This window comes from Leisingera sp. CC-HEC093, assembly GCF_059429195.1.
This window is the reverse complement of the sequence record NZ_JCAIJR010000005.1, coordinates 90,092-113,904: the sequence shown is the minus strand read 5'-3', so window position 1 is coordinate 113,904 and position 23,813 is coordinate 90,092. Positions and strand designations below refer to the sequence as shown.

Genomic DNA, 23,813 nt, shown 5'->3' with positions numbered 1-23,813 from the left:
TGCGGCGCCAACTGCCTCATCTTTGAGCAACGGGCGCTTGGTTCAACCGTAGATGCCGCTCCAGGCAGCGGCCTGGGCTTGGGCTGCAGCAGGCGTCATTGCCAGCAGCAGCAAGGCGCCGCCGTCTGAGGCTGCGAGGATGTGCAACTGAGGCGAAACCGGCAACATCAGGCAGTCAGGCTTCGGCACCGGCATCCGGGCCGAGGCAGGGCGGGCGGTGCGGGCGGTGAGTGCACCGCGCACCGCCTCCAGTTGGGCAAGCAGCGGCGCGGGTCCAGCAGTTTCGATGGTGGCGCTGCCGCGCGGGCAATAAAGAGAGGCGGCGGCGTGTTCGGCCGACAGGGTGCGGAAGCGGTCCAGCGGCCCGAGGTCACCCGTAGCGCAAAGAGCCGCCTTCAGCATCTGCACGGAGCAGCAACCGGCACCCTGAGGCGCAGAGCAGGCACGACGGAGAAAGCGGAACGTGCGGCCTTCTGCTTCTGCCTCGAGGCGGCGCAGGCGGGCGGCAAACTGCTGCGCCGCCGCGGCCGGGTCCTCTATAGCGCGGGCGGGGTCTGCGGCGGCAGCCAGGCTGAGGTCTGCCAGCCTGCGCTGCGCAAGGGTGAAGCTTGCGGCAGGTTTTTGCCCGATCACCAGGGTCAGCTGGCGCGGCAGAACGGTTTCGCTGATTTCCTGCAGCACAACGGCGCTGAGGTTTTTCTGCCCGCCACTGGACCCGAAGCCTGCCGGTTGCGCCAGCCGGGCCAGCGCCTGCCGCAGCGCAGCCTCAGCGGTCTGCGGCTTCGGGACCTGACGCGCTGGGTCCGCCGTCATGTCCCACCGTCCAGGGCTGCCAGAAACTGCCGCGCCGGGAAGGCCAGCCTCGCGGCGGCTTCCGCATCCGCGCAGACACAGAGCACCGCGTCGCCGGAGCCGCCGGCGGCGCGCAGGAACAGCCGCGCCTCGCCCGGAGCCAGCACAAGCACGTCATCCCCCGCGGGGGACGCCGCGGCCCGGGCACCGGCATCCAGCGCCAGAAACCCGCGCCGGGCCTGCTGGCAAAGATCGTCAAGATACTCCTGCGGGTGACCTGCCGCGCTGCTGCTGCGCAGGACGATGCTGGCACTGAGATCGCCAAAAGCGGCCAGGCGGCAGCCAGGCTCCAGGCGGCGCAGGCCGTCGAGCTGGCGGGCCAGGGTCATCGGCCCCCTCCGCCGGGGGCTTGCATGGGCTGTGGCACGGGTCGTGGCGGCATGGCGTCCTTACTCGCTGTCAAACGGGGCTTCTGGAGGGAAACGGTCCGGCCGCGGGCTGCGCCGCGAGGGAGACGACACCCGGCGCGGCATCACCCGCGGGCCGCTATCAGCCTCAACAGTCTCCAGCGGCGGAGCACTGCCGCCGAGAGGGGCGGCGATGTCCAGCACGTCTGCCCGCAGGGCCTGGTCAGGCTGCAGCGGTTCTACCGCTACCGGTTTCCGGGCCCTTGTATGGCCACGCCCCGGCTGCGACCAGTTCAGCAACAGTTCAACCAAATACTCAATGAAGCCGTCGGCGCCGCTGGTCTTCCAAGCCTCCATGTCTTCGCCAGCGGAGAGCGCCTGACTGAGAGACAACGGGAAAATGGCATTGAAGGCATCGCCGGTTTCCTTCTGCACGCGGCGCAGCACCCGGTCGCAGTCGCGTGAGGTCTTCAGCTTGTCGAAATGGGTGATCAGCAGGGTGCTGGGGGCATCCAGGCGGGCCGCGATCTCTTCCCAGGCGGCGGCCTCTGACTGGCGCCAGGCCTGGGTGGCATGGGTGCACCAGATCACGCTGTCGACCTCCGGCAGCAGGTTCTGCCAGACGCTGGCAGGCATATTGGGATCGGAAATGCCTGGCATATCGATGAGGTCACAGAGTTCCAGCGCCTCGGCAGGCAAAGTCAGGCGGATCAGCGCGGTGGTTTCCAGCGGCACATTATCCAGATCCTCCAGCGGCACCGGTGTTTCGCTGCCGTCGGTGCCGACAAGGCGGGCGCCCTCCGCCCCGTGGGAGATCCACACCGGCGGCAGGCGGGTGGCGGTGACCCTGGTCGGCAGCGGCTGGCGGCCGACCAGCAGGTTAGTGAGGGTGCTTTTGCCGGCGCTGAATTCGCCCATCAGCGCCAGCCGGGGCTTGCGCGCCGCGGCAGTTTCGGGAGCGAAGGGAGCAGGGGCGGTCGCCTGCGAAGCAGTCTGATACGTCATGCGGAGAAACTCCTGAGTGTTTCCAAGGCAGTAGAGGTCTGGGACTGACGGCGGCAGGCCTCATCCCCCGTAAACAGTGCCTGCATGTCGCCGCCGCCGCGCGAGCAATCGGCAATCTCTAGCAGGATGTCGCGCTGATCGTCGAAGAAGGTCTGCAGCCGCGCAAGGATTGCGGCGCGGGCGTCCGCTGTCTGCACCGTCTTGAGCTGGGTCATGAAATCCTCAGTTTCTCCCGCGATCAGGCTGCGGAAGCGCTTGGCAAAGGCCTTGTAGCCGCGCGTCCGGCGCCACCAGGCGGACCACCAGCTGTCGTTGAAATCAAGCGCGATGGACTGCGCCAAAGCCACCGGAGAGGAGGGCTGGGGCACCTCTGGCACCGCCAGCTGGATGCCTTCGACAGCCTGGCCGAAACCGTCATAAAGCAGCTCCGCCACATCCTGCACCGCAGCCTCATAGCGGGTCAGAGCGGCGGACTGCAGGCGGCTTGTCATCACTGAGTATGCAGAACGCAGGAGCATTCGCAGCCCAGCGGGATCGTATTCCCAATGAATGTCCTCGCCCCATTTCTCCAGATGATCTATCAGCGCATGGGTGGCACGGTCGGTGAAGGTGGCATGGGCCCGGTCGGCGCGGTCGTGAAAGGTGTTGAGCACCAGCTTCACCTCTGTCTCCAGCGCCTCCATATGAGTCTGGCAGATACTCTCGAAGGCACTGCGGACGTCGTGCATGTTGACACCGCCGCCGCCGCTGTCACCCCGCACCTGCACAGCATTAGCGGCCTGCTGGCCAGTGGCAGCGGTGGTGGCGGAGGCCGCGATGCGCTGGAGCAGCGGCGCACCGAGGTCGGCGGCAATGCGTTCGGAGACCGCACGGTTCAGGGCCGGGATACCTGACAGCTCCCACACCATATTCTGTGCCGAGGCCTTGGCGTGGGAGGCATTGACCGAAGCCTCGGCCAAGTTAATCAGCGCGGCGGAGCTGGCCGGATCCATGTCCTCCAGCCCGCCGGTCAGCACCTTATTGGCCCAGTAGGCGCTTCCGAAGAGAATGGTCGCCTCCTGCGGCCCGTGGTGGGTTTCCAGGGTCTGGCGGATACTGGCCTCGATCTCGGCGATCTGGTTTGCCGGGTCGGCCAGTTCGTCGATGCGGTTGACGAAGATCACGACCTCGCGCGATTTGAGGTTGGAGATCATCCGGATCAGCCCCATGTCGACCGAGGACAGCGCCTGGCCCGCCGAAAGCACCACCACGCAGATACGGCTGTCGCGGATTGCCTGGATGGTGATCTGCTCACGCATCATGAAGGTGTCGTTCACACCCGGCGTATCGCGCAGGCAAAGGCGGTGCGGTACGCTTTGGCAGTTCAGGTACAGATCGGCGGCGCGGGTGATGTCGGCAAAGCGGCCTTGTTCATCCACCGTGCCCGGCTCGTCGCCCGCGAAGTCATCGCCAAGACAGATGTAGCGTTCGATCAGGTTCTTGTCGAAATAGCCGTAGTCGTGCTTCTGCCCCATAAGAAGCTCGAACTTCCGGCCCAGACGCTGGCGGGAGCGCTCGCGCATTTCCTCGATCTGCGTGCGGATCTTTTGCAGCTCGCTGTCCGCCCCGGCGCGGCCTGCCAATTCGCCTATGCGGCCGCCCTTGCTTGTCAGACGGTCCCATTCCTCTTCGGTCATGAACTGGAAGCTGGCCTTGTTTTCGGTGCGGCTGTCGCCCGGCTCCAGGTGCAGCGAGGTGACAACCGAGGTCCAGGGGTTCACGTCCGAGGGCAAGAGGTCGGCCCAGCCCGCCATCGCATTGACCAGCGAGGTCTTGCCGGATTTGACCTGCCCCAGCAGGGTGACGCTGGGCTCGAAGGCGGCCAGTTCCTCCTGCAGCCGGGCTAAGCTGCGCTGCAACCGCTCGCCGGCGACGCCGTGCAGGGTGGTGAGCGCACCGTCCAGCCGCCGCGCCTGGCGGGCATAGGCCGCCAGCGGCTCCATCCCGGCGCTCAGGTTGGTGGGACGCGCAGAGGCGCGGATGTCGGTTGCACTTTCGATCTGGTTTTCCATGTTCATGGCGGAACCTGCTGTGTCCTGCTTTGGCGTTTCTTTTGCTGGCCCGCCCGCCGGCGCAAGAGGGCAGCACAGGCGGGCAGGGGGCGGCGAGCCTTATCCGGGCGGATCCCCGGACAGCTCCTTCTTCAGTTGTATGAGCAGCGTCACCGCGTCGACCGCTGCGTCCTCGTCCTGCTCCAGCTGGCACAGCATCAGCATTTCCTCGCCGTCCTGCACCGCCTCGCGGGCAGCATCCGCCGTGGCACCGGGGGGCAGGGTGCCGAGCGATTGCGACAGGCCGCGGATCAGCTCCATGCACTGCGCCAGAACTGGTCCGGCTTGGGGGCCGCCAGCGGCCTCAGCTTCTGCAAGCATCTGCTCAGCCCCCTGCTGCAGCTGGTCAAGCGCGGCCGCCAGGCTGTGGGGCGGCGCGAACGCGGATGCGGCAGCGGGTACCGATGGCGCGGCTTCGGCCGGAAGGGAGCCTCCGAACTGCCGGATCAGCAGCTCCGCCTGATCCACATCCGAGGCCCGGCCCAAATCCACCTGCCGCAGCATGTCGCCGCTCAGCTGCTTGCCGCCACTGGAGCGCCAGAGGCCGTCCTGCGGCGCCCCGGCGGTGCGGGCGGTCAGCCCCTGGATCGCGGCCACCGGGTAGACGCCTAGGAACTCCTCCGCGGCAACCGGCTCCAGCGCTTCGATCAGTTGAGGCAGGGTACCGCGCATCACCTGGCGGTCGGCCATGGTGAGCACCAGGAAGCTGTGGTCCTTGGTGCTGTCGGGCACCGCCGCCCAAAGCGCCTGCTCAGCGGCGGTGAAGTCCTGGCTGCACCACAGAATTATGTCCGCCGCAGCGGCCGCTTGCAGCAGCGCATCCTGACGGTGCTCCTGCGGCCCGGCCAGCGGCAGCTCTCGGTAGCTGTGCCAGCGCAGCTGCGGGTCTGGCAGGATTTGGCGTGCACGGCGGGTCCCTTCCGGCACTTTCAACCGGGCGAGCACACCTGGCTGCTGAAGGCGCTCGCCTGCGGCAGTCTCAAACACCACGGCCTCCTGCGGACCATGGCAGATGTCGACCAGCAGGCCGCTGCCGTTGCGGCCAATGACCACCCGGCCCAGCAGCATGTCGATGAGGGCGGATTTGCCGGCGCCAGGGGCGCCTGCGACCGCTACCTGCACCGGCTGGCGCAGGCGCTGCAACAGCTGACTGCCCCAGCCGCTGACTTCCGAGGGAAGAAGCCCTGTGCTGAGCGTCCGCTCCAGCTGTCCCGCCAGCGGTGTTATGTCTCTCTGGGGTAGGCTCACGCGGATGCATCCGTCTTGCTGCGGCCGTCGCCGGGCGCGTCGCGCCAAGTTGCGGATGCCAGGAAGGTGATCACCCGGCGGCCGGTGCGGGGGCGGGCCGGAGCGGCGGGCTGGCTGCCCGGCAGCGGCTCAGCCGCCTCCGGCTGTGGTTCAGCCGCCGGGGCTTCGGCAAAGTGCGGCGGGGCGGGCAGTTCGGGGGCGGCCTGCGGATCGAAGGGCTTGATCACGCAGAAGGCGGCGTTGTCCTGCTCTGGCGCGTCCAGCGCCTCCAGCGCCCGCATCAGCGCGGCACCGATGCGGGCGCTGGGACTGTGGCATTCGGCGGCCAGCACTTCGGCAATCTCCTCCTCTGCCAGAAACAGCAGCCCGTCGCTGGCGGCCAGCACAATATCGCCGTGCTGCAGCCGCAGCGGGGCGCTGCGGCAGTCGACCAGCGGAATGCCGGCGCCAGTCAGCACCGAAGTCACGCAGTGGCGGTCCGGATGGGCGGCGGCTTCGGCCGGATCCATGCGGCCGCGGGCCACCAGCTTCTCCAGCTCCGCCGCCATCGTGTGGTCAGCATTGAGGCGGGTCAGCGCGCCGTCGCGGAACAGGTAAAGCGGCGAGTCGCCTACCGATATCCAGTAGAGCCGTTCGCGGAACAGCACCGGTGCCAACAGCGTGGCCCCCATACCCTGGGCCTGCACCTGCGGTTGATGGCTGGCATATTCACCAAGGCAGGCGTTGGCGCCGTCGGCAGCGCTTTGCAGCACTTCGGCGATGGCAGGTTCTAGCTGCTCCGGCTCTCCTGCGCGCAGCTTCAGCTCGCTGAACACCTCAGTGACCACGATCTTGGCAGCAACATCGCCAGCCGCATGGCCGCCCATGCCGTCGGCCAGCACCGCAAAGCCGGTACCGGCGCCGGCCAGGAAATCAGCCGCCACGGCATCTTCCTGACGGTCGCGGCGGCCCTGGCTGATGGCCGTCGCGGCGTCATATTCAAGCTCAGCTGAATGCAGCATGGGAGCCGTCGCCTTGCTGTGGCTGGTCCCAGCCGAAATCGGCGCCGCAAAGCGGCACGAAGCGCAGGGTGGTTTCACCAATGCGGATCACATCGCCCGCCGCCAGCTCCTCAGTGCTGAGCACCGGGCGGCCGTTTCGGCGCACCAGGTTCGCCTTGCCGCCGTGACCGATGTAAAAGGACTTTTGCTCCGGATCGTAGGCGATGGCGGCGTGGTTGTCGCGCGAGATGCTGTTGTCGCCGAAATCCAGCCGCACGGTCTGGTCCTCGCCGCGTCCGATTACGGTGACGCCGCTGAACAGGCTGAAGGCAGCGCCGCGGCCCGGACCCTGCACCACCGCCAGCCAGCCGACCGGGAACTGGGTGTAGCCGGGTGCGTCAGTTTCCGTGTTGCGCGCGAACGGGTCGCTGCCGGGGGCCTGCGCCGGGCTGAAACCGAGAAGGCGTGTTTTGACGCGGCCCGCGCGGCTGGCGCCGCGGCCCATTGAGGGGGCAGGCACATCGATCGGCGCATCCGTGGCGGGCGGCGCCTGCGGCTCAGCAGGCAGTGGCGCCTCAGCGGCCGGCCGGGGCGCCGGTTGCTGCGCCGTCTGAGGAGCGGGCTGTGCCACAGGCTGGTGCCGGATCATACCCTCTGGGGCATCATCGGCTGCGCAGGCTGGATCCGGCTGCGGCTGTGGCTGCAGGTCCGGCTGCTTTCGAGTTTCAGGTTGCGGACCCGGCTGCGGTGCGGCGGCCACTGGTGCCTCACCGGGTCCTTCAGGCGCGGTTTCGGGTTCGCCAGAGCCGCGGGCCGCATTGCGGCGGAAGATCCGGTAGGCCCCCGGCCGTTCAGCTGCCGGCTCTGTTTGCTGCAAGCGATCGAAATCAGCCTCAGCTTTGAAGGCGTCAGGAAAACCCTCTTCTTCCCCGGTCAGATTGGCGCCAGGATCGTCTTCCTCAGCCACGTGAGCGTCTTCCGGCACGTAGGCCTGTTGCTCCGGCTCCTCGGCGGCTGCGCCAAAGCCGTCCAGCGTGTCCGGGTGCGCCGGCTCATGTCCTGGCGCGGAGGTGACCTGCCCGGCAGAGGAGGGTGCCGGCACTTGTGCCTGCTCGCGGGCAAAGAAGGCTGCGATGGCGTCCTCCTCGGGCGCTCCGTTTTCCTGGCTAACGGCGGGGCCCTCTGCCATGTCCTGCGGAGCGGCGGCCGCTTCAGTGTCCTCTTCGTTCGCGTCCGGGGGGCTGTCGTCCAGGAAATCCTCCGGCACGAAGAACTCCTCAGAGGCGTTCTTTTCCGGCTCCGCGTCCAGCAAAAAGCCGCGGTCCAGGCTGAACGCCGCGCCGCTGTTGCCTGCCGCTGTCTCTGCCTCGCCGGAGGGCGAAGCGAAAGGGTCCTGCGGCGGCGGCTGCACCGGTTCCGCGGCAGGCGCGTCTATCCTGATCCGTTCCCGCTTTTCGCCTATGATATCCTTGATGAATTTCATGACCGTTTCCTTCAGTTCTTAACTGTTTCCGGGCTGCCGCTCTGAAACCCGAAGATCTTGCGCAGACGGCCTGCAAATGTGGGTATTGCAGGTTCTTGCCCCAGGGCAGGGGCCGCAGGCGGCTGTCCGGCTGCAGGGGCTTTTTTGCTGCGCCGTGCCAATGCGTCCTCCTCTGCAAGCCAGGCTTCCAGATCGCTGACCGGCTCGCCGAACAGATTGACCAGCGGACGGGGCTTGTCCTTTGCCGGTTTTTGCGCCGCGTCCGGCCGCGCGGCGCGCGGCTGGCCAGGGGTTAGGCTTACGTTGGTAGCAGCGACAAGGTTGGCAATCGCGGCATCCAGCGCGCCGCTGTCCGCCGCCGCAGCGGCGGCCTGAGGCAAGGCCGTGGCATGGGGCGCCTGGTCCGCGGCATCGTTTTCCGCAAGCAACCCGGCCCAGTCACGGGTAGACTGAAAACGCTCGCCCGGCAGCACCGACATCGCCTGATCCACGGTTGCCAGCAGCGCCGGGTCCACTGCCCAGGGCCCGCCCAAAAGCGGAGGGCAGGGGTCCGGATTGCCAGCCGTCACCGCGGTCAGCCGCTGCTGGCTTCCGGCCGGAACCTCACCCGTAATCAGGTAATAGAAGGTGGCGCCAAGCGCGTAGATATCGCAGGCCGGGCGCTGCGGCAGGTCGGGTTTGTAAAGTTCATGCGCAGAGTAGCCATCCTTGACGGCGAGCAGCATCGGCAGCGCGGTGTCGTCCCGCGGAGTGCTGCCAGCGGCAGCACCGAAATCAATCAGCGTCAATGTCCCGTCCTTGCCCAGCAGCAGATTGTCGGGCGAGATATCGCGGTGCAGGATGCCCAGCCCATGCAGGCATCCAAGCGCCTCCAGCGCTTGATCAAGGACCTGTCGCAGCAGCGGTGCGGTCAGCCGCTCCGGCTGCTCCTCACGCACTGTCAGAAGGTCCAGCCCGTCGATAAATTCCATCGCGATATATGCGGTCTGGTTTTCCTTGAAGACCTGGTGCACGCTGACGATCCCGGGATGTTCTGCGCGGGCCAAAAGATGCGCCTCGCGCAGAAAAGCGCGCAGAACGTTGCGGCAGGACTTTGCGTGTTCCGGCGCAGCCGGCGCCACCTCATAGCCGTCGCGGCAGCACAGGCCCGCGGGAAAGCACTCCTTGATCACCACCCGCCGCTCCAGGCTGTCGCGGGCCAGGTAGGTGATGCCGAAACCGCCGCTGATCAGCGGCCGCTCGATCTGGTACTGGCCTTGGAGCAGCTTGACGCCGCTAGGCAGTTCGCAGACCGGTGCCGGTTCGGCAGGAGATGTGTCGTGAGGCACGTTGGCATTTCCTTGTGGCAGCAGGGACGCAGCCGGAACAAGCGGCTGGACCTTAACGCTGCCGGCGGAATGGGGAATGTTCGCGGCCCCATTCGGGCAATTGAGGCAGATCCGCCCGAATTCCGCCGCAATTATTCCGAAAGGTCAGAAAACATTGGGTTAATGCGCCGCCGGCTAGTTGTATTGAAGTTAGTTAAACTGCGTGGCTATCCAGCCGGACCTAAGCGCGGCATTCGGACCTGCCTCAATGTTAAAGAGCGCTGTACCCCTTTATTTTCTGTACTGCTGCCCCAGTACAGGCCCTGTCGCGTACTGGGAGACGCGGGCTGACTGGCTGAAGACTTGAGGGCGGGAGGTGCCGGCGGGGCGGATTCTAATAACCCACAGGGTCAGCTGCAGCCTGACGGCAGCGCGGGCGGCGCTGACTCGTCCCGGCGATACCGTGAGGGCAGACGAGATCACCCATCACCTGCTGGTCTCAGCCTGTGCCAGCCGGTGCTGTCTCTTGCCGGGCCGGAAACAGATGGCGATGAATTGCTGCCGGATTTGCCGAAGGACTACTGCCGCAAAAGCACGCCAAAAGTAATGTTTTGCTACCCCCCCCTGGCAAATGCGACCGCTGGAACGATGCCGGAGGACTGGTCCCGGAGGGAGGCGTCAGCGTTGGCCTTTTGAGTGTCACGTTACAAAAAGAATTTGACTCGCAGGGCAAGCCTTTCCAAGGCTCGTTCAGGCCATTCTCGCCGCGCTGGAATCAACGGGTCCGGTGCAACCTGCGGCGGGCCTGACCGATCATCAAACTGTAAAGACGAGAGGCTGATGAAAGAGAAGCTCGCCCTGCAGGGTGGTTACGCCGCCCGGGCGCGGACATCCCGAGGTATCCTCCGGGCCGCCCTGATGGAATCGCCCGCGCTGAGCCCGTTCAGAGGCGAGCAGGTGGTGCCGAAGCTGGAACCCAGCCAGGTTACCCGCTGTGTCAAGCGACGCAGCGCCGCCAAGACGGTGTTGCCGCTGATAAACACGCAGCTTGCGGCGGCGGTTGTGGGAATCTCCACCGGCAACCAAATGTACGGGCTGGCTTTTGCCGCTGCGGGCACAGCCCAGGACCGCCGGCCGGACAGCAGCCTGATCATTGCCGACCTGACCGGCACCGGCGTACAGAACACCGCCATCGCCACCCTTGAAAGTCCCCGGGCTGAGGCCGCAGGGGCTGGCGCCACTTTCACCAGCTGATCAACCAGGATGAACGCATATGGCAAATCCCACGCTGTATTTCCCGCACGCTGAATATCAGGCGCGGCTGCACAAGACCCGGGCCGAGATGGCGCGCCGCGGGCTTGATCTTCTGATCGTCACCGATCCCTCGAACATGAACTGGCTGACCGGTTATGACGGCTGGTCCTTCTATGTGCATCAATGTGTTGTCGTAAGCATGGACGGAGAGCCGCTGTGGTACGGCCGGGGTCAGGACGCCAACGGGGCGCTGCGCACCTGCTACATGGCGCCGGCCAGTATCATCGGCTACCCGGATCACTATGTGCAGTCCTCCGAGCGGCATCCGATGGATTACCTGTCGGCGCAGCTCGCAGACCGCGGGCTGGACAGCGGCGTGATCGGTGTCGAGATGGACAACTACTATTTCACCGCCGCCGCCTTCATGTCCCTGCAAAAGCATCTGCCCAACGCGCGCTGCGCCGATGCCACCGCGCTGGTCAACTGGCTGCGGGCCGTGAAATCCGAGGCCGAGCTGACCTATATGCGCCAGGCCGGGCAAATCGTCGGGCGTATGCACCGGCGGATTGTCGAGAAGGTCGAACCGGGGATGCGCAAATGCGATCTGGTGGCCGATATTTACGACGCGGGCCTGCGTTATGACGCGGAGCTTGGCTTCGGCGGCGACTACCCGGCGATAGTGCCGCTGCTGCCTTCCGGCTCTGACGCCGCCGCGCCGCATCTGACCTGGGACGATTTGCCGATGAAATCCGGCGAGGGCACGTTTTTCGAGATCGCGGGCGTGGTGCACCGCTACCATTGCCCGCTGTCGCGCACCGTGTTCCTAGGCAAGCCGACGCAGACCTTCCTGAGCGCGGAACAGGCGGTGCTGGAAGGCATGGAGGCGGGCCTGGAAAAAGCCAAGGCCGGCAATACTTGCGAGGACATCGCCAAAGCGTTTTTCAAGGTGCTTAAGAAATACGGCATCGAAAAGGACAACCGGACCGGTTACCCGATCGGTGTCAGCTACCCGCCGGACTGGGGCGAGCGCACCATGTCGCTGCGGGCGGGCGACACCACGGTGCTGCAGGAAAACATGACCTTCCATTTCATGACCGGCCTTTGGATGGAGGATTGGGGATTTGAGATCACCGAGAGCATCCGCATCGGGGAAAACGGGCCGGAGTGCCTGTCAGATGTGCCGCGCAAAATGTTCGTGAAGGACTGAGCAATGAAGAAAAATCCGATTTCACCCACCATTCCGCTGGACCAGGACGGGGTGCACCACGGTTTCCTGAAACTGCCCTTCAGCCGCGACGACAGCGCCTGGGGCTCAGTGATGATCCCGCTGACGGTGATCAAAAACGGTGACGGGCCTACCGCGCTCTTGACCGGGGCCAACCACGGCGATGAATACGAAGGCCCGATTGCGCTGCACGAGCTGGCCGCCACTACGAAGGCCGGGGATGTAACCGGCCGGCTGATCATCGTGCCGGCCTTCAACTACCCGGCGTTCCGGGCCGCCAGCCGCACCTCACCCATCGACAAGGGCAACCTGAACCGCGCGTTTCCGGGCCGTCCCGACGGCACCGTGACTGAGAAGATCGCCGACTACTTCCAGCGCACGCTGCTGCCGCTGGCGGATCTGGCGGTGGACTTCCACTCCGGCGGCAAGACGCTGGACTTCGTGCCGTTTGCCGCCGCGCATATCCTCGATGACAAGGCCACGCAGGAGGCGTGTTTTGCCGCGATGAAGGCGTTCAACGCGCCGTATTCGGTGGAGCTGTTGGAGATCGACAGCGGCGGCATGTACGACACCGCGGTCGAGGAGATGGGCAAGGTGCTTGTCACCACCGAACTCGGCGGCGGCGGGTCATCGACGGCGCGCAGCAATGCCATCGCCAAGAAGGGGCTGCGCAATGTGCTGATCCACGCAGGCATCCTGAAGGGGGAAATGCAGATCGACGCAACCGTTAACCTGACCATGCCGGATGATGACTGTTACCTGTTCTGCGAGGGCGACGGGCTGTTTGAGATCATGACCGACCTGGGCGCGCCGGTGGCCAAAGGCGATCTGCTGGCGCGGGTCTGGCCGCTGGACCGCACCGGCCAGCCGCCGGTGGAGTACCGCGCCCGCCGCGCTGGCCTCCTGATCAGCCGCCATTTTCCCGGGCTGATCAAGTCCGGCGACTGCGTTGCGGTTGTCGGCGTCACCGGCGGCTGATAGGCGGACCACATGCTACTGGATCAGCGCGACCTCGACATCCTGCGCGTGCTCTCGACTGAGGGCCGCATCACCAAGGCCGCGCTGGCCGAGCGGATCGGCCTGTCGCCGACGCCCTGCTGGGACCGGCTGAAAAAGCTGGAACAAGCCGGGCTGATCGAAGGTTACGGCGCCCGCATCAACCTGCGCAAACTGGCACCGCATGTGACGGTGTTTGTCGCGGCTGAAATCGCGGACCACACCGCCGCAAGCTTCCGTGCGTTTGAGGCGGCGATGCAGCGCTATGACGAGGTCACCGCCTGCTGGGCGCTTGGGGGCGGGTTCGATTACCTGTTGCAGATCGTCACCCGCGACATCGACGCCTATCAGCGGCTGATCGACGAGATGCTGGACGCCCGCATCGGCCTCAGCCGCTATTTCACCTATGTGGTGACCAAGCCGGTCAAAGGCGCGGGCGCGCCGCCGCTGGATATTCTGCTCGGGCAGGGGTGAACCCCGCACGAAAGCACCTGACTGGCAGCTGTTTCCTCTGATAGCCTGCCAAACTTCAGTCACTTCCTCTGCTGCGGACAGGCACACTCCTCTGCAAGACATGAGGAGGACAGCCATGACAGAGACCGCTCTCTCAGCCCGTGCCGAGATTGCCGACAGGGCCTTGGTGCGCTCATTTTCCTACATCGGCGGCAAATGGTGCGCCGCCGCCAATGACGAGACCTTCCCGGTTTGCGATCCGGCCGACGGGGCGGAGCTGGGCCATGTTGCCAGCCTCTCGGCAGAGGAATCCTCTGCCGCGGTGGATGCGGCGCAGGCGGCGTTTCCGGGCTGGGCGGGGATGCTGCCGCAACAGCGCGCCGCCGCTTTGCGCCGCTGGTTCGAATTGCAGCAGGAACACAAGGAAGACCTCGCCCGCATCATGGTGCTGGAACAGGGCAAGCCGCTGTCCGAGGCGCGGGGCGAGATCGACTATGGCGCAGCATTTGCGGAGTTCTACGCGGAGGAGGCCAAACGCCCCAATATCGAGGGCGTCACCAGCCACCTGCCGGATGCGGAGGTGGAGCTGTGGCGCGAACCGGTGGGCGTGGCGGCGCTGATCACGCCCTGGAACTTCCCCTCTGCCATGATAACGCGCAAGGCCGCCGCCGCGCTGGCGGCAGGCTGCACCGTGGTCGCGCATCCCTCAGCCGAAACCCCGTTCAGCGCGCTGGCGCTGGCGGAACTGGCGGAGCGCGCAGGCTTTCCGCCGGGCGTGTTCAATGTGGTCACAGGCGACGCTGCAATGGTGGTGAAACCCTGGACAAGCGACACTAGGGTGCGGGCGCTGTCCTTCACCGGCTCCACCGAAGTGGGCAAGCTCCTGTACCGCCAGTCGGCGGACACGGTGAAGCAACTGGTGATGGAACTCGGCGGCCACGCGCCGGTGATCGTCTTCAAGGGCTGCGATCTGGACAAGGCCGTCAGCGAAACCATCAAGGCAAAATTCGCAACTTCCGGCCAGGATTGCCTGGGTGCCAACCGGATCTTTGTGGAGCGGCCCGTCTATGCGGAGTTCTGCGCCAAGTTTACCGAAGCCGCCCAGGCGCTGACCATTGGCAAGGGCATGGACGACTGCGACCTTGGCCCGCTGATGAACGAAAAGGCGGTTCAGAAGCAGGAGGAGCACGTTGCCGATGCGCTGGCCAAGGGCGCAATGCTTGCCTGCGGCGGCAAGCGGCATCCGCTGGGGCCGCTGTTCTATGAAGCCACGGTGCTGACCGATGTGCCCGCCGGCGCGCGCATTATGTCGGAGGAAACCTTTGGCCCCGTCGCCCCGGTCACCCCCTTTAATAGCGAGGAAGAAGTGGTGGCGCTCGCCAATGACAGCGAATACGGGCTGGTCGCCTATGTCCACAGCCAGGACCCGCGCCGCATTTACCGCCTCAGCCGCGCGCTGCAATACGGCATGGTGGCGGTGAACCGCACCAAGGTGACCGGCGCGCCGATCCCCTTTGGCGGCACCAAGCAGTCCGGCCTGGGCCGCGAAGGCGCGCGGCTGGGCATGGAGGCCTTCACCGAGATCAAATACGTCTGCCGCGACTGGGCGTGACGAACAGAAATCTTCGACGATTTTTTGCCACGAGATTTCGAAAATCTCTTGGCTGCAGAACGCTAACGGAAGGAAAATTCAATGCTGAAGAACGACCAGCTTGACCAGTGGGACCGCGAGACCTTCTTTCACCCCTCGACCCATCTGGCCCAGCACGCCCGCGGCGAAAGCCCGAACCGGGTCATTAAAACCGCCTCCGGCGTGTTCATCGAGGACCGCGACGGCAACCGACTGCTGGACGCCTTTGCCGGGCTTTACTGCGTGAACGTTGGTTATGGCCGCCAGGAGATCGCCGAGGCGATTGCCGATCAGGCCCGGGAGCTGGCCTATTACCATTCCTATGTCGGCCACGGCACCGAGGCCTCGATCACGCTTGCCAAGATGATCCTGGACCGCGCGCCCAAGAACATGTCCAAGGTCTATTTCGGCCTTGGCGGTTCTGACGCCAATGAAACCAACGTCAAGCTGATCTGGTACTACAACAATATCCTTGGACGGCCAGAAAAGAAAAAGATCATCTCCCGCTGGCGCGGCTATCACGGATCGGGGCTGGTCACCGGCTCGCTGACCGGGCTGGAGCTGTTCCACAAGAAGTTCGACCTGCCGGTGGAGCAGGTCATTCACACCGAGGCGCCATATTACTACCGCCGCGCCGACCTGGATCAGAGCGAGGAGCAGTTCGTGGCCCATTGCGCGGCGGAACTGGAAGCGCTGATCGAACGCGAAGGCGCGGACACCATCGCCGCCTTCATCGGCGAGCCGGTGCTGGGCACCGGCGGCATCGTGCCACCGCCCGCAGGCTACTGGGCGGCAATTCAGGCGGTGCTCGAGAAGCACGACATCCTGCTGGTGGCGGATGAGGTCGTCACCGGTTTCGGCCGCCTCGGCTCTATGTTTGGCTCTGACCATTACGGGATCGAGGCCGATATCATCACCATCGCCAAGGGCCTCACCTCGGCCTATGCGCCGCTGTCGGGCTCGATTGTCAGCGGCAAGGTCTGGAAAGTGCTGGAGCAGGGAACCGACGAGAACGGCCCGATCGGCCACGGCTGGACCTATTCCGCGCACCCCATCGGCGCAGCGGCAGGGGTGGCGAACCTGAAACTGATTGATGAGCTGAACCTTGTCAGCAATGCCGGTGAAACAGGCGCCTATCTGAACGCCACCATGGCAGAGGCGCTTTCTGGCCATGCTAATGTGGGCGACGTGCGCGGCGAGGGGATGCTGTGCGCGGTGGAATTTGCAAAGGACAAGGACAGCCGCACGTTCTTTGACGCTGCTGACAAAATCGGACCGCAGATCGCCGCCAAGCTCTTGGAGCAGGACAAGGTGATTGCACGCGCTATGCCGCAGGGCGACATCCTGGGCTTTGCGCCGCCGTTCTGCCTGACCCGTGCCGAGGCTGATCAAGTGGTGGATGCCACCCTGCGCGCGGTCAAGGCGGTGCTGGGCTGAGCTTCAGACCGTTCAATTGCGGCAAATCTCAAGGACGGCGCGCAGGCCGCGCCTGCCGTCCTCGAAGTACAGCCGTCCGCCATGCTGTTCCGCCACCGTTGCAACAATCGTCAGCCCCAGGCCAAAGCCGTCGATGGCCCGGGTGTTGTCGCCGCGCCGGAACGGGGCAATCACTTCGCTGATCTCTGCCGCCGTCATCCCGGAGCCTTCGTCCTCCACCGTGATAATGGCGTGATCGGCAGTGGCGCTGAGGGTGATGGCGGCGCGGCGGCCGTATTTCAGCGCGTTGTCGATCAGGTTGGTGACCGCCCGCTGCAGCGACACGGGGCGCGCCACCACCAGCATCGGCCGGCCCTCCGGCACAGCGCTGTGGCCGGGGGCAGAGGTAAAGACAGACCGCCCGCCCGCCGCCACCTGCGGTTGCGCCGACAGCAGTTCCACCGGTTTTCCCATGTCCTGATAGTCGGCGGCCAGCGCTTCCACCAGAGAGCTGAGAGACAGGCGGCGCGGGGTTTCGGCGCTCATCTCGGCGCGGGTGTAGGTCAGCACGCTTTCGATCATTCCGGTCATGGCGTCCAGGTCGGTCTCGAACTTCTGACGCAGTTCCGCGTCCTGGATCAGCGCTGCGCGCAGCCGCAGCCGGGTGGCGGGTGTTCCCAGGTCATGGCTGACACCCGACAGGACCGCGGCGCGGCTGGCAAGCTGTTCGCGCTCGGTCTCCAGATAGCTGTTCACTGCCGAGACGATTTCCTGCAGCTCGCCGGGGCCCTGCATCGCATAGGCGTCCGGCCCGCCCAGGCGGCGGCGGTGGCGCAGGGCGCGGGCAAATCGGTCGAAATGGGCCGAGGTGTCCATCACCATCGTGGCCAGCACCGCCAAGGCCAGCAGCGACAAGAGAACCGCGGGCAGGCGGTAATCACGCGGCGCCGCGGAACAGCTCCAGATGGCGGTGCCGTCCACCCGCTGCCACGGCCCGTAACCGGCGCGGGCAAAGATCACCGGTTCGCTGCAATAGGTTGCCAGCAGCCGGGTGACCGCCCCCAGTTTCTCCGCCGCAGTTGCCCCGCCCGAAGGCGGCAGCTCTGCCACCGGATAGCGCAGGGCAGGGGAAGCGATGACCAGCGCCAGAACCTCCCCCGACAAGGGATCTGCACCGCTATCGATGATTGAGACATTTGTGAAAAGGGAGGGCTTCGCGATCCCCTCCAACCGCAAATAGTCACCTGCGGTCAGGGACGCCTCCTGATCCGGCGCCATCGGCGTCACCGCCACCCCTGCAGGCGCTGGCGCACCGCGGCGCAGGGTGCCGTCCAAGGTAATGCCGGCAATGGCGGCGCGGGTCAGATGCGTCTGCCAGCTGGCGCCGGAATGGAACCAGCCCCAGGCGCCGCCCAGCCCGGCGGCAAAGGCCAGCGGCAGCAGGATCAGCCCCCGGGTGCGAAAACGCAGTGCCACCCGCCTCAGTCCCTGCCGGTCTCGACATCCACCGCCAGGACATAGCCGGTGCCCCGCTCGGTGCGCAGCAGCCGCGGGTCCTTGGGGGTGTCTTCGATCTTAGAACGCAGGCGGCCCACCAGCACGTCAATGGCGCGGCCGGAGCCCTCCTCCGTTCCGCCCTCGCCGGTCACATCCAGCGCCGCGGCGATCTCCTCGCGCGTGAGCGGAATATGCGGGTTGGCGAGGAACACCTTGAGCAAGCCGGTCTCGCGCCGCGACAGCGCCACTTGCACGCCCACGGGGGAAATCACTTCGTCCCGTTTGGCGTCATAGGTCCAGCCGCCAAAGCGGAAGGTGGCCACGCTGCGCCGGTAGATCAGCGACGAGGACCGCCGCGCCCTCTGCAGCACCGCGCGGACGCGGGCCAGCAGGAGGTCGGGGTTGAACGGTTTGGCGATATAGTCATCGGCGCCGGATTCATAGCCCGCCATCCGCTGGTGATCGGCGGACAGCGCCGACACGAGGATGATCGGCACATTCTGTTCGGCGCGCAGCCGGGTGCAGATCTCCACCCCGTTTTCATCGCCCAGCATCACGTCGAGCAGGATCAGGTCGATCCGGCCCGCGCCAATCTGCTCGCGGATCTCCGCCTCGCTGCCGCAGGGCAGGGCGGTAAAGCCGTTCTGGCGCAGATACTGGGTCAGCATCATGCGCGTCTCAACGTCGTCATCCACCACCAGAAGCCGCGGAATCGCCATCTGTTGCTCTCCTCCCCGAAAACCGCCCCTTGCGGCTATCCCGGCTGTTTGTTTGTAACATCATGCAACAAAATCAATTGCTGCGTAACAACAGGTAACAGCTTGGCGGAAAAACTGCTTTGGCACCCGCGCCGGGCGGCGCAGGGCAATTGAATTGCGGCACCGGGAGCGGGCAAGCTGATTGGAGAAGGCTGCGGGGAGCAGCCGTCACATAAGGGAGGAATGAGCGATGAAATACACCGCTTTTGCGACCGTATCGGCCGTGGCACTGGCCTGTGCGGCACCGGCAGCGGCCGGGCCGGAGGCCGAAGTTCTGCACTGGTGGACATCCGGCGGCGAGGCCAAGTCGGCCGCGGTGCTGCAACAGGAATTTGCCGACAACGGCGGCACCTGGACCGACATGCCGGTGGCCGGCGGCGGCGGCGATGCGGCGATGACCGCGCTGCGCGCCCGCGTCCTGTCCGGAAATGCACCCACCGCGGTGCAGCTCAAAGGGCCCGCCATCCAGGAATGGTATGAGGAGGGCGTGCTGGCCGATATCTCCTCCGTCGCGAAGGCCGAGGGCTGGGCAGACGTGCTTCCAGGCTCCATTGCCGAGCATATGAAATGCGAGGGCAAATGGTGCGCCGCACCGGTGAACGTGCACCGGGTCGACTGGATTTGGGCCAATGCCGCACTCTTGGAGGCCAGCGGTATCGACATGCCCCAGACGTGGGAGGAGTTCAACGCTGCTGCTGACAAGCTGCTGGCGGCGGGCGTCACCCCGCTGGCCCATGGCGGCCAGGCCTGGCAGGACGCCACCGTGTTCGAGGCGGTGGCCCTGGGCATTCTGGGGCCGGAGGATTTCCGCAAGGCGTTTGTCGAATTGGACATGGAGACGCTGAAGTCGGACAAGATGGTCGCGGTCTTTGACCAGATGCGAAAGATGCGCGGCTATGTGGACGCCAACTTCCCCGGTCGCGACTGGAACCTGGCCACCTCGATGGTAATGAACGGAGAGGCGGCCTTCCAGATCATGGGCGACTGGGCCAAGGGCGAATTCCTTGCCGCAGGCAAGGAGCCGGGCAAGGATTTCCTGTGTGCCTCGGTGCCGGGTGACGGGTTCCTCTATAATGTGGACAGCTTCGCCATGTTCGACGTTGACGGCGAGGACAAACAGGCCGGGCAGGACCTCTTGGCCAAGCTGATCGTCGGCCCGAAATTCCAGGAGGTGTTCAACCTCAACAAGGGGTCGATTCCGGCGCGGGTGGATGTGAAGCTGGATGCGTTCGACTCCTGCGCGCATCTGTCGGCCAAGGAAATGGGCGAAAGCGCCGAGAACGGCTCGCTGCTGCCCAGCTATGCCCACGGCATGGCGCTGCGCGGCGCGCAGTCCGGGGCGATCACCGATGTGGTGACCGCGCATTTCAACTCGGACATGTCCTCGGCTGAGGCCGTTCAGATGCTGGCCGACGCCGTCGCCAACTCCATGTGAACCTCCCCCCGGGCCTCGCGTCCTCCGGGATGCGGGGCCACTTATTCAAGGGCCGCTAAAATGTCCCAATGGCTTGAACGTCATATTCCGAAGATGGTGCTGGCACCCTCCTTCGCTGCGGTGCTGGTGTTTGTCTACGGCTTCATCATCTGGACCGCCTGGGTCTCATTGACCCGCTCCAAACTGCTGCCGAAGTACGAGATTGACGGGCTGATCCAGTACGAGCGCCTTTTCAACGCCCCGCGCTGGGACACTGCGATGTCGAACCTGTTTGTGTTCGGCACCCTGTTTATAGTGATCTCGATGGTCCTCGGCCTGATGCTGGCAATCCTGCTGGACCAGAAGATCCGCACCGAAGGCGTGCTGCGCACCATCTACCTCTACCCCATGGCGCTGTCGCTCATCGTGACCGGCACCGCCTGGAAATGGATCATGAACCCCGGATTGGGGATCGAGGCCATGGTCCGCGGCTGGGGGTTCGAAACCTTCACCTTCGACTGGGTGATCAACCCGGACAAGGCAATTTATGCGGTTGTCGTCGCAGGCGTCTGGCAGGCGTCCGGCTTTGTGATGGCGCTGTTTCTGGCCGGATTGCGCGGGGTGGATGGCGAGATCATCAAGGCCGCGCAGGTTGATGGCATCCCCGCCTGGCGGATCTATACCGCGATCATCATCCCCTCTATGGCGCCGATCTTCCTGTCCGCTTTCATCGTGCTGGCGCATCTCGCGATCAAGAGCTTCGACCTGGTGATTGCCCTCACCGGCGGCGGCCCCGGATATGCCACCGATCTGCCCGCCACCTACATGTACACGATGGCCTTTTCCCGCGGCGACATCGGCCAGGCGGCGAGCTCTGCCATGGTGATGATGGGTGTCGTCTTTGCGATCATCGTTCCCTACCTCTACTCTGAGCTGAGGGCCAAACATGACTGACCTGACCCTTGACCCCGCCCGCCCCGCGGCAACGAACTGGAGCCGCATCGCCTTGCGCTGGCTGCTGTTCACCCTCCTGGGCCTATTCGCCCTGTTCTACCTGATGCCGCTCTTTGTGATGATCACCACCTCGCTGAAAAGCCTGGAGGAAATCCGCACCGGCAGCCTGATAGCCTTCCCGCGCGAGGTCACCTTCGACGCTTGGCGCACCGCCTGGTCGGAGGCCTGCACCGGTATCCAGTGCGAGGGCCTGCGCCCGTTCTTCTGGAACTCCGTGGTGATCGCGGTGCCGGCGGTGGCGATCTCCACCATGCTCGGCGCAGCCAATGGCTATGTCATCGCGCAATGGCGGTTCCGCGGCGCCAACCTGATCTTTTCGCTGATGCTGTTCGGCTGCTTCATCCCGTTTCAAGTGGTGCTCTTGCCGATGGCCCGGATGCTGGGGCTGATGGGTCTGGCGGGCAGCATTCCGGGGCTGATCTTTGTCCATGTGATCTATGGCATCGGCTTCACCACACTGTTCTTCCGCAACTTCTATGTCACCATCCCGCAGGATCTGGTGAAGGCGGCCAAGGTCGACGGCGCGGGCTTCTTCCGCATCTTCTGGTCGATTTTCCTGCCGCTGTCGCTGCCGATCATCGTTGTGACCGTGATCTGGCAGTTCACCCAGATCTGGAACGACTTCCTGTTCGGCGTCTCCTTCAGCCAGGCAGGCACCCAGCCCGTGACCGTGGCGCTCAACAACATCGTCAACTCGACCACCGGCGTGAAGGAATACAACGTCGACATGGCCGCCGCGATCATCGCCGCGCTGCCGACGCTGCTGGTCTATGCCGTTGCCGGCAAATACTTCATCCGCGGCCTGACCGCTGGATCCGTAAAGGGGTAAATCCATGGCACCTATTCTGGACATCACCAATCTGCGCAAGAACTACGGCGCTACCGAGATCCTGAAGGACACCAACGTCAGCATCGAGCCGGGCGACTTTCTGGTGCTGGTCGGCCCCTCGGGCTGCGGCAAGTCCACGCTCCTCAACTGCATCGCCGGGCTGGAGCCGATCTCCGGCGGGCAGATCGAGATCGGCGGCCGTGACATGACCCATGTCAGCCCCAAGGACCGCGACATCGCCATGGTGTTCCAATCCTACGCGCTCTACCCGACGATGACCGTGGCCAAGAACATCACCTTCGGCATGAAGGTGCGCGGCGCCGATGCCGCCACCCAGGACCGCAAGCTGAAGGAGGTCGCAGCACAGCTGCAGATCGAGGCGCTGCTGGACCGCCGCCCGGGCCAGCTCTCTGGCGGCCAGCGCCAGCGGGTGGCGATGGGCCGCGCACTGGTGCGCGACCCCAAGCTGTTCCTGTTCGATGAGCCGCTGTCGAATCTCGACGCCAAGCTGCGGGTGGAGATGCGGACCGAGATCAAGAAGCTGCATCACAATCTCGGCGCCACCATGGTTTATGTCACCCACGACCAGATCGAGGCGATGACGCTGGCGACCAAGATCGTAGTGATGAAGGGCGGCGTGGTGCAGCAGATCGGCACCCCGGCGGAAATCTACAACAAGCCCGCCAACTTGTTCGTGGCCGACTTCATGGGCAGCCCGGCAATGAACCTGATCCCGGCCCGTGCCGAGGCGAATGGCGAGGGCACACGGATCGAGATGGACTGCGGCGGCAGCGCCCCCATCGTGTTGAAAGACACCCGCGCTACCGGCCTGCCGCAGGACGTGATCCTGGGCGTGCGCCCCGAAGACATTGCTGAGGCGGGCTTTCGCGCCGGCGAGGGCGTGCAGGAGGCGGCCTGCCTCATCGACATGGTGGAGCCCGCGGGCGCCGATACCTATGTTGTTTCAGAGCTGGGCGGCAAACAGGTGACCGCACGGCTGCATGCGGAAACCCGGGCGCAGCCGGGGCAAATGCTGGACCTGGCCTTTGACTTGTCCAAGGTCTCCTACTTCTCGCCCGCAACCGGCGAGCGGCTGAATTGACCCGGCTGCGGCTGGCCGCCGATGTGGGCGGCACCAACACGCGCATCGGTCTGGCGCGGGACGGTGTGCTGCTGGCGGACACGGTGCAAAGCTTCCGCAACGAGGCCTATGCCGGCTTTGCGGACGTGATGGACCAGTACTTGCAAGGGGCCGCGCCCGGCGGGGTATCCGAGGTAGCGATTGCCATCGCCGGTCCGGTTACCGGCGCCACCGCGCGGCTCACCAACCGGGATTGGTACTTTGACGCTGCAGCGCTGTCGCAGCATCTGGATGGCGCTCCTGTGCATCTGCTGAACGACCTGGCCGCGCTGGGGCAAGCCTGCCCGCATCTAGGGGCAGAGTGCCTCGATACGGTGATCGCACCCGCAGACGATGCGGGCGGAGACGGCCAGAGGCTGGTAGTGGGAATTGGCACCGGCTTCAACCTTTCGCCGGTGCTGGGCACTGGCGGACAAGTGCGGTGCCTCAACGTCGAATACGGCCACGTCAGCCTGCCGCAGGACGTGGCGGCGCATCTGCGCAGCGGCATCGGCGCTGCAGCTGCAGCGTTTGACACAGTGGAGCACCTATTTTCTGGCCGCGGTCATGCGGCAGTGCGCGCGCATTTTCCAGAGGGGGATGCCGGCGCACAGGACTTTCAGGCTTTCTATGCAAACCTTCTGGCACTTCTGGCGCGCAACCTGATGCTGGCCTTTCTGCCTGCGCAGGGTGTCTATTTCGCCGGCGCCGTGGCCCGCAGCGTTCTCGCATCCCCGGCGCGGGCGGTCTTTGCGGAGCGGTTCCAGCAACCCTTCGAACTGGACGCCCGCATCGCCGCCCCGGTGCATGTCATTCTGGATGATGCCGCCGCGCTCAAGGGCTGCGCCGCCCTGCATCTGCCGGGCTAAGGCGGGGGCACACTTTTATTTACATA

At 65.3% G+C, this 23,813-nt stretch carries 21 protein-coding genes; 11 read left to right on the top strand and 10 right to left on the bottom strand.

The genetic code is table 11. The features are described from left to right. Window positions 1–42: 42 nt before the first annotated feature. The 8 genes from AC5STB_RS22305 to AC5STB_RS22270 all read right to left on the bottom strand — a co-directional run bounded on the left by AC5STB_RS22305 (window position 43) and on the right by AC5STB_RS22270 (window position 9,333). Window positions 43–813, bottom strand: a complete 771-nt coding sequence (locus AC5STB_RS22305) for a hypothetical protein (protein ID WP_495445062.1) — start codon at window positions 811–813, stop codon at window positions 43–45. Next, window positions 810–1,181, bottom strand: coding sequence for a hypothetical protein (locus AC5STB_RS22300; protein WP_495445061.1), 372 nt, complete (start codon window positions 1,179–1,181; stop codon window positions 810–812). Before AC5STB_RS22300 ends, AC5STB_RS22305 begins: the two co-directional genes overlap by 4 nt. Before the next feature lie 60 nt (window positions 1,182–1,241). After that, the gene (locus tag AC5STB_RS22295) at window positions 1,242–2,204 is read right to left on the bottom strand and encodes a dynamin family protein (RefSeq protein WP_495445060.1); all 963 of its coding nucleotides are present in this window, start codon (window positions 2,202–2,204) and stop codon (window positions 1,242–1,244) included. Beyond that, window positions 2,201–4,261 carry a dynamin family protein gene (locus AC5STB_RS22290; RefSeq protein ID WP_495445059.1) on the bottom strand — a complete coding sequence of 687 codons (2,061 nt, stop codon included), beginning with the start codon at window positions 4,259–4,261 and terminating at the stop codon, window positions 2,201–2,203. The genes AC5STB_RS22295 and AC5STB_RS22290 overlap by 4 nt, the downstream gene beginning before the upstream one ends. A gap of 93 nt (window positions 4,262–4,354) precedes the next feature. Next, the gene (locus AC5STB_RS22285; protein ID WP_495445058.1) at window positions 4,355–5,542 is read right to left on the bottom strand and encodes a hypothetical protein; all 1,188 of its coding nucleotides are present in this window, start codon (window positions 5,540–5,542) and stop codon (window positions 4,355–4,357) included. After that, entirely contained in the window at window positions 5,539–6,543 is a 1,005-nt protein-coding gene (locus AC5STB_RS22280; RefSeq protein WP_495445057.1) for a PP2C family protein-serine/threonine phosphatase, read from the bottom strand. Before AC5STB_RS22280 ends, AC5STB_RS22285 begins: the two co-directional genes overlap by 4 nt. Further along, the gene (locus tag AC5STB_RS22275; RefSeq protein ID WP_495445056.1) at window positions 6,527–8,005 is read right to left on the bottom strand and encodes an FHA domain-containing protein; all 1,479 of its coding nucleotides are present in this window, start codon (window positions 8,003–8,005) and stop codon (window positions 6,527–6,529) included. The genes AC5STB_RS22280 and AC5STB_RS22275 overlap by 17 nt, the downstream gene beginning before the upstream one ends. 11 nt (window positions 8,006–8,016) lie before the next feature. After that, on the bottom strand, window positions 8,017–9,333 hold the full coding sequence (locus tag AC5STB_RS22270) for a serine/threonine protein kinase (RefSeq protein ID WP_495445055.1): 1,317 nt from the start codon (window positions 9,331–9,333) through the stop codon (window positions 8,017–8,019). A gap of 819 nt (window positions 9,334–10,152) precedes the next feature. On the opposite strand from AC5STB_RS22270, the gene AC5STB_RS22265 reads away from it, so the two are divergent. The 6 genes from AC5STB_RS22265 to AC5STB_RS22240 all read left to right on the top strand — a co-directional run bounded on the left by AC5STB_RS22265 (window position 10,153) and on the right by AC5STB_RS22240 (window position 16,307). Further along, window positions 10,153–10,566: a hypothetical protein gene (locus AC5STB_RS22265; protein ID WP_495445054.1), complete on the top strand. Its 414-nt coding sequence runs from the start codon at window positions 10,153–10,155 to the stop codon at window positions 10,564–10,566. 19 nt (window positions 10,567–10,585) lie between these two features. Beyond that, complete coding sequence (gene doeA, locus AC5STB_RS22260; RefSeq protein WP_495445053.1) at window positions 10,586–11,773, top strand: ectoine hydrolase DoeA; 1,188 nt, start codon at window positions 10,586–10,588, stop codon at window positions 11,771–11,773. 3 nt (window positions 11,774–11,776) lie between these two features. Next, a complete protein-coding gene (gene doeB, locus AC5STB_RS22255) occupies window positions 11,777–12,769 on the top strand; it encodes a N(2)-acetyl-L-2,4-diaminobutanoate deacetylase DoeB (RefSeq protein WP_495445052.1) in 993 nt (330 codons plus the stop codon). 12 nt (window positions 12,770–12,781) lie between these two features. Further along, on the top strand, window positions 12,782–13,261 hold the full coding sequence (locus AC5STB_RS22250; RefSeq protein ID WP_495445051.1) for an Lrp/AsnC family transcriptional regulator: 480 nt from the start codon (window positions 12,782–12,784) through the stop codon (window positions 13,259–13,261). A 115-nt stretch (window positions 13,262–13,376) separates the two neighbouring features. Further along, entirely contained in the window at window positions 13,377–14,852 is a 1,476-nt protein-coding gene (locus AC5STB_RS22245) for an NAD-dependent succinate-semialdehyde dehydrogenase (protein WP_495445050.1), read from the top strand. A gap of 81 nt (window positions 14,853–14,933) precedes the next feature. Continuing rightward, on the top strand, window positions 14,934–16,307 hold the full coding sequence (locus tag AC5STB_RS22240; protein ID WP_495445049.1) for an aspartate aminotransferase family protein: 1,374 nt from the start codon (window positions 14,934–14,936) through the stop codon (window positions 16,305–16,307). Between the two features lie 12 nt (window positions 16,308–16,319). On the opposite strand, the gene AC5STB_RS22235 is transcribed toward AC5STB_RS22240, so the two are convergent. After that, complete coding sequence (locus AC5STB_RS22235) at window positions 16,320–17,762, bottom strand: sensor histidine kinase (protein ID WP_495445048.1); 1,443 nt, start codon at window positions 17,760–17,762, stop codon at window positions 16,320–16,322. A gap of 5 nt (window positions 17,763–17,767) precedes the next feature. Continuing rightward, window positions 17,768–18,502: a response regulator transcription factor gene (locus tag AC5STB_RS22230; protein ID WP_495445047.1), complete on the bottom strand. Its 735-nt coding sequence runs from the start codon at window positions 18,500–18,502 to the stop codon at window positions 17,768–17,770. 229 nt (window positions 18,503–18,731) lie between these two features. Here AC5STB_RS22230 and AC5STB_RS22225 point away from each other — a divergent pair, with 229 nt between their 5' ends. Genes AC5STB_RS22225 through AC5STB_RS22205 form a run of 5 tightly spaced genes read left to right on the top strand, consistent with a single transcriptional unit; the run spans window position 18,732 to window position 23,787 of the window. Beyond that, window positions 18,732–19,976, top strand: coding sequence for an ABC transporter substrate-binding protein (locus AC5STB_RS22225; RefSeq protein WP_495445046.1), 1,245 nt, complete (start codon window positions 18,732–18,734; stop codon window positions 19,974–19,976). Window positions 19,977–20,036: 60 nt separating this feature from the next. Next, window positions 20,037–20,909, top strand: coding sequence for a carbohydrate ABC transporter permease (locus AC5STB_RS22220; RefSeq protein ID WP_495445045.1), 873 nt, complete (start codon window positions 20,037–20,039; stop codon window positions 20,907–20,909). Beyond that, window positions 20,902–21,798, top strand: a complete 897-nt coding sequence (locus tag AC5STB_RS22215; protein ID WP_495445044.1) for a carbohydrate ABC transporter permease — start codon at window positions 20,902–20,904, stop codon at window positions 21,796–21,798. The genes AC5STB_RS22220 and AC5STB_RS22215 overlap by 8 nt, the downstream gene beginning before the upstream one ends. 4 nt (window positions 21,799–21,802) lie before the next feature. Further along, window positions 21,803–22,900 (top strand): ABC transporter ATP-binding protein, encoded by a 1,098-nt coding sequence (locus AC5STB_RS22210; protein WP_495445043.1) that lies wholly within the window; start codon window positions 21,803–21,805, stop codon window positions 22,898–22,900. After that, entirely contained in the window at window positions 22,897–23,787 is an 891-nt protein-coding gene (locus AC5STB_RS22205; protein ID WP_495445042.1) for a glucokinase, read from the top strand. Before AC5STB_RS22210 ends, AC5STB_RS22205 begins: the two co-directional genes overlap by 4 nt. Window positions 23,788–23,813 lie beyond the last annotated feature (26 nt).